We start from the raw sequence: 12,136 nt of genomic DNA, 5'->3' as shown, positions 1-12,136 counted from the left end.
TGTCATGGACATGCCTGTCAACCGCTTCAAGCAACGCCTGCACCACGGCGAGGTACAGATCGGCCTGTGGCTCGGCCTTGCCAACGCCTACTGCGCGGAACTGGCCGCCAACGCCGGTTTCGACTGGCTGCTGATCGACGGCGAACATGCGCCCAATCAACTGGGAGACATGCTCGCGCAATTACAGGCCATCGCGCCCTACCCCAGCCAGGCGTTGATTCGCCCGGTGATCGGCGACACGGCGCTGATCAAGCAGCTGCTGGATATCGGCGCGCAGACGCTGTTGGTGCCGATGGTGGAAAGCGCCGCCCAGGCCCGGGAACTGGTGCGCGCCCTGCGCTACCCGCCCCAGGGTATTCGCGGGGTCGGCAGCGCCCTGGCCCGCGCCTCGCGCTGGAACAGCATCGCTGATTACCTCGACCAGGCCGATGCGCAGATGTGCCTGCTGGTGCAGATAGAGAACGCCGAGGGCCTGGCCAATCTGGACGCCATCGCCGCCGTCGAAGGCGTGGACGGGGTGTTTATCGGCCCGGCAGATTTGAGCGCGTCCATGGGCCACCGTGGCAATCCGGGGCATCCCGAGGTACAAGCCGCGATAGAGGACGCCATCGTGCGTATCGTCAAGGCGGGTAAGGCGGCAGGGATTCTCAGTGCGGATGAAAATCTCGCACGGCGCTATATCGCGTTGGGGGCGACGTTCGTGGCGGTGGGGGTCGATACCACGGTGTTGATGCGGGGGCTGCAAAGCCTGGCCGGGAAGTTCAAATACGTACCGGTGGCTGCCAATACCGGTGGCGTCTACTGAGATTCAATGTGGGAGCTGGCTTGCCTGCGATAGCGGTGTATCAGCGACAAATAAGCCAGCTGACCCGGCGCTATCGCAGGCAAGCCAGCTCCCACAGTTGATCAGTGGTGGTCAGGTCACTGAGTCAGCGCTTGATGTTCTTCAAGTCATCCAGCAACCCTAACAGCATCTGGAATTTCTCTTCACCAAACTGATCCTGCAAACGCTGGTAGTTGGCCTCCATGCACTGGCTCATGGACTCGAAACTCGCCTTGCCCTTGTCCGCCAGGGTAATCAGCACCCGGCGCTGGTCCTGTTCGGCCTTGCGCCGGTGCACCATGCCAGCCGCTTCCATGCGCACCAACACGCCGGTCATGCTCGGCTTAAGGATGCAGGCCAGTTCCGCCAGTTGGTAGATCTCCAACTCACCGTGCTGTTCAAGGATGCGGATGATGCGCCATTGCTGTTCGGTCAGGCCGTGTTCATTCAGGGAAGGACGGAAAAAACTCATCGCGGCCTCGCGCGCTTGCAGCAAGGCCAGGGTCAGGGATTGTCGAGGTGTGGACATAGGGCTCAGCGTCACGAAGTATTTAGTTAATAGTTTAACGAAACTCTAACATTCCCGGCCGGCGAGCGCGCTATAACTTATAGGTGCCCTCGCCCGTGGCGCGCTGAATCAAAAAACCGGGCACGCAGGATCAAGACTTCCAGCCCGCCAAGGGCCCTAATGGAGGCATCCGCTTTAGCGCCTTCCTTCACTTTTTCAGGCTGCGCCATGATCAACATCGAAACCCCCACGTACTACACCGCCACCAAGAAATACAACCTCAGCTTCCCCACCCTGGAACAGGATATCGACGCAGACGTCGTGGTCATCGGCGGCGGCTTTTCCGGGATCAACACGGCCCTTGAGCTGGCGGAAAAAGGCATCACCAACATTGTGGTGCTTGAAGCGCGCTACCTGGGCTTTGGCGGCACGGGTCGCAACGGCGGGCAGATCATGGCAGGCATCGGCCATGACCTGGAGAAGATCAAGAAGGACGTGGGCGAAGACGGCCTGCGCCAGGTGTTCGAGATCAGCGACCTGGGCGCCGACATCATCAAGAACCGCATCGCCAAGTACAACATCGACGCCGACTTTTGCCACGGCTACGGCTACATGGGCTTCAACGCCCGCCAGGAAAAAACCCTGCGCGCCTGGGAGAAGGACTTCAAGTCGATCAACAGCCAGCACGAAATCCGCTTTCTCGGCGGCTCCGACGTGCAGCAGATCATCGGCTCCACCGCCTACACCAGCGCCCTGCTGCACATGGGCGGCGGGCATGTGCATTCACTCAACCTGCTGCTGGGCGAAGCCACCGCGCTGGTCAGCCATGGTGTGAAGATCTTCGAAAACAGCCCGGCCCTGGAAGTCAGCTATGGCGAGCGCATCACCGTGCGCACCGGTCGCGGTTCGGTGCGCGCCAGCAAGTTGCTGTGGGCCTGTGACAGCTTCCTCAACAAGCTGGAGCCGGAACTGCACCGCTCGACCATCAACACCTACGCGTTCCAGATGATGACCGAGCCGTTGTCCGAGGAGTTGATCCAGCGCATCAGCCCGATCCGTGGGGCCTACAGCGATATCCGCCCGGTGATCGACTACTACCGCGTTACCAACGAAAACCGCCTGCTGTTCGGCGCCGCCACGCCGTTGGTGGAGCACATTCCCGGTGACCTGAAAGCCTGGAACCGCCAGCTGATGCTGAAGATTTTCCCCTACCTCAAGGACGTGAAAATCGACCTGGCCTGGGGCGGCCCGATGGCGTGCAGCCCGAACCTGTTCCCGCAGGTGGGCACCTTGCCGGGGCGCAGCAATGCGTTTTTCGTGCAGGGCTATTCCGGCTTTGGCGTCACCCCCAGCCACATCATCTGCAAGGTGCTGGCCGAAGGCATGAGCGAGGGCTCGGCGCGCTATGACCTGGTCAGCTCGATCCCCCGCCCCACCATCATCGGCAAGGACGCGATTCGCCCCCTGCTGCTGACGGCGGGCAAATCCTGGCACCAACTTTCCGGCTACTGGAACGGTCGCCGCTAACCCCTGTAGGAGCGGGCTTGCCCGCGAAAAACCTCAACGATAACGCGGGCATATTGGTGAATCGCGGTGTCAGGACGTTCTTCGCGAGCAAGCTCGCTCCTACAAAAATGTCGTATTTATCAGGAGCATCTGCCATGACCCTTACCGCTATCAAACACAACGTCCAGCTGTCGGAACTCGACGCCTGGGGCACCGTGGCCGACCTCGGCTCGCAAATCCTCGAAGGCGAAGTACGCGCCTTCGGCAAGATGACCTTCGGCGCGCCCACCGATGCGGTCAGCAGTGCGTACTTCGGCACCACCCAGGGCAAGTTCCGCATGGTTTACCCGTTCGCCGAACAGGCCACGATAGTCACCGGCGAAGTGGTACTCACCGATGAATCCACCGGCCAGTCCACCCGCTACAAGGCTGGTGACAGCTGGTTCGTGAACAAGGGCACGCCCGTGCTGTGGGAAGTGGTCAGCGAGAGTTTCGTCAAACACTACTTCGCCGTCGTGTAAGGGAGGCGTTGCCATGTCGAATTCATCTGACTGGATCACCGTGGGCGCCCTGGCTGAGGGGTTTGCACCCGAGGCGTTCATCCTGCCGAACCTGGCCGACCTGGCCGGCCAGACCTTCACCCTGCACTTTGCCAATGGCTGGCAGATCGAACACCGCTTCGAACAGGAGCGCCTGGCCTGGCACGCCGCCGATGGCCACTCCAGCGGCAGCGCCGCCTACCGCGCCAGCTCCATTCGCCCGGGCCTGTACCTGGTGGACTTTATCAAGCACGAGGCCGGGCAAAGCTGGTCGATCAGCCTGGTGCTGGACACGCCAACGGCCTCCTTTACCGCGGTGATTGGCCGTATGCCGGAGCCGGCAGAGACCCACGAGGGCCTTTACCACCGCGCTCTGGCCGGCAAGCCGCTGACCTCGGTACAGGTCGACTTCCTCCACGGCAGCCTCGACCGGCCGTGGCAGGACGGCCTCTGCCTGCACGCCCCCACCGACGAGTTGGTCGGCCTGCGCAACCAGTATCGCTACAGCCCCAGCGAGGTCTACGAACACATCTACCTCAACCCGCGGTTCTACGCCTGGCAATGCCTTGAGGGCGTGGAGAAAGGCCTGTGCGACACCGACCGCTGCCATTACTACAAGATCGCCGAACAGCTGTACCTGTTCGTCTGGCAAGAGAAGATCGTGCCGACCCTCGGCCTGGTGCTGATCGACCTGCAACAGCACCGCAGCGACGGCAAGATCTTCGGCTATGCCGGGGCGTCTTTCGACGCGCTGTCGAACTTCCCGATCAGTTCCTATTGCCAGGTGCTCAACCACACGGAGTACCCCCGTGACTGAGCCGCGCACGGTGGTGATCACCGGGGCCGGCACCGGCATCGGCGCCGCCTGCGCACGCCTGTACGCACAGGAAGGCGCACGGCTGGTGCTGATTGGTCGGCGTCGCGAGCCGCTGGAACAGGTGGCGCAGGACACCGGCGGGCTGATCCTGGTGGGCGATGCCGCCTGCCCGGACACCTGGGACGGTTTCATCCAGCAAATCCGCACCCACTTCGGGCGCCTCGATGTGCTGCTGGCCTGTGCCGGTGGCCATGGCCTGGGCAGCGCGACCCAGACCAGCCCAGCCACCTGGGAAGGCGCACTGCGCAGCAACCTCGACAGTGCGTTCTACAGTGCTCGCGCCTGCCTGCCGCTGCTGCAGGAAAGCGCCGGGAACATGGTGCTGATTGGCTCCATCGCCTCATTGGCGGCAGGCCCCGAGGTGTGTGGCTACACCACCGCCAAGCATGCGCTGCTCGGGCTCAACCGCTCGCTGGCCCGTGACTATGGGCCCCATGGCGTACGGGTGAACGCGGTGTGCCCAGGCTGGGTGCACACGCCGATGGCCGACGCTGAGATGCAGCCGTTGATGGAGGCGTACGGCGAGACCTTGCAGCAGGCCTATGCGCGTGTGTGTGCCGATGTACCGCTGCGGCGCGCCGCCCGTGCCGACGAGATCGCCAAGGTATGCCGCTTCCTGGCCAGCGACGACGCCTCGATCATTACCGGGGCCACCTTGGTGGCGGACGGTGGCTCCAGCATCGTCGACGTGCCGACGCTGGCGTTTACGCGCCTGGAGCCTGCCCATGCCCAATGACCTGGATTTCAGCGGCCAGGTCGTGCTGGTCACCGGCGGCGCCCAGGGCATTGGCCTGGGCATCGTCCAAGCCTTTGCCGAACGCGGTGCGCGGGTGGTGATTGCCGACCGCCTGCTTGAACAGGCTGAAGCCGTGGCTGCCGAGTTGTGCGCGCAGGGGCATCAGGTTGAAGCCGTTGGCGTTGACCTGGCGGATGCCGAAGCGGTGTTTGCTTGCGTCCAAGGCTTGGCGCAACTGGATGTGCTGGTGCACAACGCCGGGGACTTTCCGCTGACCGCCTTTGCCGACATCACCCCAGCGATCCTGGAGCGTACTTTGGCGGTGAACCTGTCGGCGCTGTTCTGGCTGACCCAGGCGGCGTTGCCGAGGTTTCGCGCCCAAGGCGGGGGCTGCGTGCTGGTGACGTCTTCGGTTACCGGCAACCGTGTCGGTTATCCGGGGCTGAGCCACTATGCGGCGTCCAAGGCCGGGGTGAATGGGTTTATCCGCAATGCGGCGCTGGAGCTGGCGCCGTTGAATGTACGGGTCAACGGCGTGGAGCCCGGCATGATCGCCACCCCGGCGATGGATAACCTGGGCGATGCGGCCGTGAATGACAGCATCGCCCGCCGTGTGCCGCTGGGGCGCCTGGGCGCAGCGGCGGATATTGCCGGGGCCATGGTGTTTCTGGCCTCTGACCTGGCGGGCTATATCACCGGGCAGACGCTGGTGGTGGATGGTGGGTCTACCCTACCCGAAACCTGAAACCCGAACTAACTGTGGGGCTTGTCACAATGCCAGTCAGTTAAGCGCAATCCCCTGTGGGAGCTGGCTTGCCTGCGATGGCGGTGAGTCAGTCAACTAATCTGTAACTGCTACACCGCCATCGCAGCATAGGTATCTACACAACACTGTAACGCTCAACGGTAACCACGATGCGAAGCGAGTCGCTCTTGATCTTGCTCTTGATCTGCTTGTGATCTTGATCTCAGGCGCCCCGTTAAACCACGCTGGCCGGAATTCGACAGGGATTTGGGGGGTAAACCGGCAGGGATGCCGGTTTAGCCGCCCCGCGCCATGGATGGCGCGTGGCGGCGGCCCCCCAAATCACTGGCGGATTACGGGCACACCGAGCCTAGGCGAGGTGCCGAGTGGTGGGGCAAGAGCCTTTTGCTTACTTTTGGGCTCCTTTCAAAAGTGAGCCGCTGTCAGAGCCAGCCCTTTCAAGGTCTTTTCGTTTTGGCAGCCTTGATTACCCTGTCCGTTGAAACATGCGCATTCACCGCCGTGCCTTGCACCCATGTCTTGGGTTTAGGCACCTTGGGGCCGCGGGGGCTTTTCGCAACTTGTTTGGGTTGGATGTTTCTGGCCAGCTCCAACAAACGCTGGGCCAACTTTTCCACAGGGATGGCGGGAAGATATTCCGAGGGCAGTGCAATCTGCATTCCCTCATAACCACTCCTGACCTGGACCGCCAAGTGATAGATCGAGGCTTCCCAGCCATCAGGCTGGGTCTCCCGATGGGCTTGCTCCACGCTTCGCTTGAGTACGGCCAGGACGTTGTAGGCCAACACTGCCGTAGTGAACCCGAGCAAGGCGGCCTTTGGGCTGCCGAGAGTTTCGATTTCACTTTCCAGGATCGCTTCCAGTCGCTGGAACATACCTTCAATGCTCCAGCGGCGGCGATAGAGTTGCGCGATCTGCTCAGCGCTGACGCTTTCAGGCAAGTTGCTCCAGAACATCAAGCTGCTGTCACCCGAGTCTGTTGGCGAATGAAGCGTCAGTTCGACGCGCCGACATTGGTAACCGCCTCTGACCTGGATGATCTGCTCACGCACAGAGCCTGTTTCCACAGGCACGGGTTCTTGCCACTCACCCTCTTGAATCAGGCGTGGATGTTTGGCTTGCTGGCGAATGACAAAGGACGTCTGGACCTGCTCACAAGCTTCCATTACCGGAAGCGTGCAGTAGAGTCGGTCAGCCAGCCACACCTGGCCCGGTTCAGCATTAGCCAACAGAGGCAACACGCAAACGCGCTCGCTGGCGTAGGCATCCTCACATGCCTGAAGGTCGATGACCTGATCGAGATCAGGATCGTAGACCACTACCGAAAAACCGGGACGAGCCGCACCTCGCTCCTGGCGTAAAGCCCCCAGACGCTTCTCAGTGGATGCCAGGTGATTGCCATCTACCACGCGAACCTGCCAGTCCGGCAGCATCGTCGTGCAACCCAGTTCTTTGATGGTTGGAGTCAGTCGTTGCGCACTACCGGTGACCAGAGCGCGCAATAGCGCGGGTTCAGTACGACTGATCTTGTCGTAAAGCGCCGCCAAGCTGACAGGGAGATCTTCCAGTTGCCGCGCGGCGGCGTGCAGGGATGGCTTCAAGCCCAATGAAACAAGGGACATCAGCTTGATTATGGTCGAGAACAGTAGTTCACGAGAATACTGCCGTTGCCGATGTTCTTCGAAGACCTGATCGACCCACTCAGGGGCAATAGCTTGTTCCAGCGCCAATTTGGCCATGACGCTGGCAGGTGCTTTTTTCTCGAAACGCGCTAGAACATCGGCCCACATCGTTTGGGATCCCTGAATGAAATTTCAGGGGATTTTACCGAAGACCTTGAAAGGGATGGCTGTCAGAGCGGAACCCTAAGTGGCCGTTACCGCAGCAATGGATATGTACACAATCCAACTGTGTTGACTGCCAAGCCGCCTTCGCGAGCAAGCCCGCTCCCACAGTTTGACCGCGGGGTGTCAGGGAGATAGGTGTCGGCTGTCAGGCCGCCTTCGCAGGCAAGCCAGCTCCCACATTTGGATCGCGCTTTACCTTTAGGTCAGCGGGGCTTCGCGGTCCATCATCTGGCTGACCAGCATGACGCCCAGTTCGCTTAACTGGTGGATGGCCAGCGCTACGTCGCGGTGTTCGCCGGTGAGGTCGTTGGACAGGTTGAGCAGCAAGGTGCACACCGAGGAAAAGGTTTCGTAGCTGTTGAGCACGAGGGTTTCGGTGGGAAGGTTGGGTGAAACATTGAAAAGACGGATAGACATGCATTTGTTCCCTGATAGGGCCACTACCGTTTCGCTACTAAACGAAGGGTGGCAGCTGTACGCAGGTTAGTAGACCGGGGAACAAAGCAAAGACCGGCGCACCCGAAGGTGCCCTGCGCACAGCCACCATCAGGTAGGCGATAAACGCCATGCTTTTGGAGCAGGTGCACATGCTTTGGTCGGTCGGGCTACTAAACCCGATCACTGAACATTCAGTGACCGGCAAACCTTAAAGACGCCCATCCAGACGCACAAGCCGGCGGATTCTGGCGTAGCTGTAGGCAAGGTTACAAGGCACAAGCCCAATTGCCAGACCCGTCCTACAGACCCTGTGGGACAAATCCAACTCACCCGCCGAAATGCCCCCCCACAATTAACCACGCCCGACCACCCACTCCACGATGCGAAGCGAGTCGCTCTTGATCTTGATCTGCTTTTGATCTCAGGCGCCCCGTTAAACCACGCTGGCCGGAATTCGACAGGGATTTGGGGGGTAAACCGGCAGGGATGCCGGTTTAGCCGCCCCGCGCCATGGATGGCGCGTGGCGGCGGCCCCCCAAATCACTGGCGGATTACGGGCACACCGAGCCTAGGCGAGGTGCCGAGTGGTGGGGCATGAGCGTTTTGCTTACTTTTGCGCTTTTCAAAAGTGAGCCGCTGTCAGAGCGGAACCCTAAGTAGCCGTTACCGCAGCAATGGATATGTACTCGGTATAACAGTGTCGACTGTGAGGCCGTCATCGCAGGCAAGCCAGCTCCCACAGTTGGATCGCGGGGATGTCAGTTAGATAGGTGTAGGCTGTCAGGCCGCCACGGGAGCAAGCTCCCTCGCCACCGGTTCGGCGTCATCCCCAAAGTTATGTAGATACCTATGGTCATCGCAGGCAAGCCCCACATTAGATCTCATGCAGCTTGAAGAACCTGTTTACACCCCCACCGCCTGCAACCGGCTCGAACGAAAATCCTTGGGCGACACCTCGAACTGCTTCTTGAACGAGCGGCTGAAATGCGCCGAGTCGGTAAAGCCCCATTTGTAGGCAATCGAAGTAATCGACTCACTGCGCAGAAACGGGTTGGTCAAGTCATCCGCACTGCGCTTGAGCCGCGCGCGCTGGATATAGCGGCAGACGCTGTCGTCCTGTTCTTCAAACAAACGGTACAGGTGCCGCACCGAGATATTCAGGCGGTTGGCCAGGCCGATCGGGCTCAAGCCTGGCTGGCTCAGCGACTCGTCGATGACCTTCTGCACATAACTGCGCAGGTTATTGCCCTGCAACGCGGCCACGCCTTCGCGGCACTCGTCGCCCTGCTCCAACGCCGAACCCAGCAGCGACACGAACGCCGCTTGCAGCGCTTCCACTTGCGTGGCGTCTTCGTCGATATCGTCCTTGCACAGTTGGTCCATCAGCACATGCAGCATGCGCCCACAGGCCTTGGTCGAGGAGACCTTGCCGAAGGCCCGTGCCTGGCCGCCCAGGTGCTTGCACACCGCCGTGCGCGACAGGGACAGCGAGGCGTGTTCGATCAGGCCGAAGGGGGTGATTTCGATGGAACCCACCGAATCCATCAACAGCATTTCGCCGGGGGCCAGTTGCACGGTCTGGTCGTTTTGGGTGATTTGCGAATAGCCGCTGCGCTGGCTGACCAGGAAACATTCCTGGTCGTTGTCATGGTCGGCGTGGTGCGTCGGGCGCTTGATCAGCCCGGCATTGGTGCGCAGGATGGCCAGGCCACGCGACAGGTTGTGGATCTCGCCGATAAACAGCGAACGGTTGAAAGCCAGTTCGGTATCGAAGTGGCCGCACGCGGCGCGCAGTTCGCGGTTCCAGCTGTCGAGCCCGTCGGGTGCATGCTGTGGGATGCTCATGGGGTGTCTCCGCAGTGGCGTTATTCTTGTTGTTCTGGTGCAATAGTTAACATGTTATCTATATGCACGCAACAACAAACCTGTTTGCCCTTTGCAGAAGCACTAATGGTGCCAATCAGAGACCCGACAGTACCCGCCGCAACCCGGCCAGGGTTGCCAAGATGTACCCGCGTTGCTCGGCGCTCACCGCAATGTAGCGCCGAAACGCCGGCATGCGGTTGACCACCTCGCTGCCACCCATATGTTCCAGGCGCACGCACCATTGCTGGTCGTGCAGCTCGATGCGCAGGCGCTTGAAATCCAGCGGCATCAACGCCTGGAACAACACGCTGTCAGCCTGTAAACGCGCCTGCAATTCACGGCCCAGTGCCTGGTTGCCAGCGCGGCGCCGCACATGAATGCCACTGCGACGGATCGCGCCGCCATGGTGCACCTCAAAGCGAGCGGTGCCACCCGCTGCAGCAGGAACGCGCAGGACACATTCGGTCAGCACCAGGTGCATCAACAGCTGCGACTCGGTGCGCTCGACAATCTCGAAGGCCACACCATCCACTTCAAGGGTGGCCAGGCCCAGATCACGCCTCAGATGCGCCAGGGTCACCCCCGGCCGGTACCCGCTGGGTGCGCGGTCGGCACGAAACAGCTCAAACAGTTTTTGCCGCAAGGTCGCTATAACTGGCATGGGCGTGCCCCGGTTCATGATTGAATTCCCTGGCCAACACCTCTTCCACGCAGGCGGGCTTGAAGGGGTTGACCTTCTGCACCACCAGGGTCCAGAACAGCGCGTAGGTGGCCGTCACACCGAGCATCACGCCAAACGGCACGTAGATGTCCGCCGGGTTCATGCCGGGCGGGGTGATAAACCACATGCCCAACAGGATGCCGATGCTGGAGACGATCTGCGGCAGCGGGAACCACGGCGAGCGATAGGCCCGAGGCAAGTCCGGACGCCGAATGCGCAGGATCACCACCGACAGCGTCACCAACAGGTAGGCAAAACTCCAGGCGCACACCGCCGCCAGCACCAGGTGCATGATGTTGTCAGTGTTGCCGCCCAGGTACAGCGCGTGCAAGCACGGAATCAACATGGCCACCAGGATGCACAACAGCGGCGTCTTGAAACGCGGGTGCAGGTAGGTGAACACCTTGGGCAAGGCGCCATCCACCGCCATGCCGTAGAGAATGCGCGGCACGCCGGCCATCAAGGTATTGATGGTCGCAGCGCCAGCGAACAGAAAGCCGATGCCCAGCCACAACGGGCCGATCTGCCCCATCACCTGTTCGGCGAACCGGGGGATGGCCATGGGCGTGTCCAGCAAGTGCACACCGGAAGCCGCATCGAGCACCACGTTTTCCACCTGGCGCTTCATCGCCGCGCCATAGATGAACATGCACGTGGCCACGCCCATCAGCCCGAGCATCATCGCCCGTGGCATCACCTTGGCCGATTGGCGCAGGTCTGGCGCCAGCGGGGTGACGAACTCGCAGCCCACGAACATGAACATCGCCATGCCCACCAGCGACAGGACGGTGACCAGGTCGGTGCCCACCAGCGACTCACCGAACCAGCCCTCCAACTGCACCGCCGGCGCGGCGATCAGGCCCAGTACACCAAACACCATCAGGGTGGTCCACATGCCGAAGGTCAGGATGATCTCCGCGCGGCCAAATGCGCTGACGCCAAAGGCATTCAGCACGCCGAACACCAGTACGAAACCGACGCCCAGCAGCCATGAGCCGCCGGCCGACTCTGCCAGAGTATTGAGGTGTTCGAAGTTCACCAAGGCCATGACCCCGGCGAGGATGGTTTCGGCCGTGCCGGCGAACACATGCACGATCAGATAGGCCGACAAGGTCCCGGTGATCGCAAAGAACCGGCCCATACCGCAGTTGATGTAGTCGTACACCGAACCGGTGGTGGGCAGTATCGAGGCAGCCTCGGCAAAGGTGGTGGCCTGGGCCAGCATCATCACCACGGCGATCAGCATCGCCAGGGCAAACGCGCTGCCACCGATGCCAAAACCCATGGTGGCGGTGAGAATTACCGGGCTGGCCATGATCAGGCCGATGGTGCTGGCCAACGCAGTGGGAAAACCTACCGTGCCCCGGTTGAGGTGTGCGGTGAGTCGGTCGTTGATCGACATGGAGGGGTCCTCGAAGCGGTTTTTTTTAATGTGTCGGCACTCTGCGCCCCACTCCCGTTGATCGTCTTGCCCCTGTCTGCCGCCGGTTTTGTTGCTGCCTGCCAGGG

General features: G+C 61.3%; 12 protein-coding genes. 6 read left to right on the top strand and 6 right to left on the bottom strand.

The genetic code is table 11. From position 1 onward, the window contains the following. Positions 1-4 precede the first annotated feature (4 nt). Complete coding sequence (gene hpaI, locus CRN80_RS20225; RefSeq protein WP_098950894.1) at positions 5-805, top strand: 4-hydroxy-2-oxoheptanedioate aldolase; 801 nt, start codon at positions 5-7, stop codon at positions 803-805. Between the two features lie 124 nt (positions 806-929). Here the strand turns inward: hpaI and hpaR are convergent, their stop codons facing one another. Then, the gene (gene hpaR / locus CRN80_RS20220; RefSeq protein ID WP_032896376.1) at positions 930-1,352 is read right to left on the bottom strand and encodes a homoprotocatechuate degradation operon regulator HpaR; all 423 of its coding nucleotides are present in this window, start codon (positions 1,350-1,352) and stop codon (positions 930-932) included. A 207-nt stretch (positions 1,353-1,559) separates the two neighbouring features. On the opposite strand from hpaR, the gene CRN80_RS20215 reads away from it, so the two are divergent. The 5 genes from CRN80_RS20215 (at position 1,560) to CRN80_RS20195 (ending at position 5,734) form a co-directional block, all read left to right on the top strand. Further along, a complete protein-coding gene (locus CRN80_RS20215) occupies positions 1,560-2,858 on the top strand; it encodes an FAD-binding oxidoreductase (RefSeq protein ID WP_069558480.1) in 1,299 nt (432 codons plus the stop codon). Between the two features lie 134 nt (positions 2,859-2,992). Further along, positions 2,993-3,358 carry a cupin domain-containing protein gene (locus tag CRN80_RS20210; RefSeq protein ID WP_098950893.1) on the top strand — a complete coding sequence of 122 codons (366 nt, stop codon included), beginning with the start codon at positions 2,993-2,995 and terminating at the stop codon, positions 3,356-3,358. Positions 3,359-3,371: 13 nt separating this feature from the next. Continuing rightward, complete coding sequence (locus tag CRN80_RS20205) at positions 3,372-4,193, top strand: molybdenum cofactor biosynthesis F family protein (RefSeq protein ID WP_098950892.1); 822 nt, start codon at positions 3,372-3,374, stop codon at positions 4,191-4,193. Next, positions 4,186-4,989, top strand: a complete 804-nt coding sequence (locus tag CRN80_RS20200; RefSeq protein WP_098950891.1) for an SDR family NAD(P)-dependent oxidoreductase — start codon at positions 4,186-4,188, stop codon at positions 4,987-4,989. The genes CRN80_RS20205 and CRN80_RS20200 overlap by 8 nt, the downstream gene beginning before the upstream one ends. After that, complete coding sequence (locus CRN80_RS20195) at positions 4,979-5,734, top strand: SDR family oxidoreductase (RefSeq protein ID WP_098950890.1); 756 nt, start codon at positions 4,979-4,981, stop codon at positions 5,732-5,734. The genes CRN80_RS20200 and CRN80_RS20195 overlap by 11 nt, the downstream gene beginning before the upstream one ends. A gap of 458 nt (positions 5,735-6,192) precedes the next feature. Here CRN80_RS20195 and CRN80_RS20185 read toward each other — a convergent pair whose 3' ends face one another. The 5 genes from CRN80_RS20185 to CRN80_RS20165 all read right to left on the bottom strand — a co-directional run bounded on the left by CRN80_RS20185 (position 6,193) and on the right by CRN80_RS20165 (position 12,029). After that, positions 6,193-7,494, bottom strand: coding sequence for an IS4 family transposase (locus tag CRN80_RS20185; protein ID WP_098952610.1), 1,302 nt, complete (start codon positions 7,492-7,494; stop codon positions 6,193-6,195). A gap of 306 nt (positions 7,495-7,800) precedes the next feature. Continuing rightward, on the bottom strand, positions 7,801-8,019 hold the full coding sequence (locus CRN80_RS20180; protein WP_098950889.1) for a DUF6124 family protein: 219 nt from the start codon (positions 8,017-8,019) through the stop codon (positions 7,801-7,803). Between the two features lie 924 nt (positions 8,020-8,943). Beyond that, complete coding sequence (gene feaR, locus CRN80_RS20175; protein ID WP_098950888.1) at positions 8,944-9,885, bottom strand: transcriptional regulator FeaR; 942 nt, start codon at positions 9,883-9,885, stop codon at positions 8,944-8,946. 115 nt (positions 9,886-10,000) lie between these two features. Further along, on the bottom strand, positions 10,001-10,567 hold the full coding sequence (locus CRN80_RS20170) for a DUF3156 family protein (RefSeq protein ID WP_098950887.1): 567 nt from the start codon (positions 10,565-10,567) through the stop codon (positions 10,001-10,003). Continuing rightward, entirely contained in the window at positions 10,530-12,029 is a 1,500-nt protein-coding gene (locus CRN80_RS20165; protein ID WP_078803433.1) for an APC family permease, read from the bottom strand. Before CRN80_RS20165 ends, CRN80_RS20170 begins: the two co-directional genes overlap by 38 nt. Positions 12,030-12,136: the final 107 nt, after the last annotated feature.

Origin of the sequence: Pseudomonas sp. FDAARGOS_380 (assembly GCF_002591235.1) — a bacterium.
GTDB lineage: Bacteria > Pseudomonadota > Gammaproteobacteria > Pseudomonadales > Pseudomonadaceae > Aquipseudomonas > Aquipseudomonas salmasensis.
The sequence above is the reverse complement of the archived record's forward strand: the minus strand, read 5'-3'. Positions and strand labels throughout refer to the sequence as shown.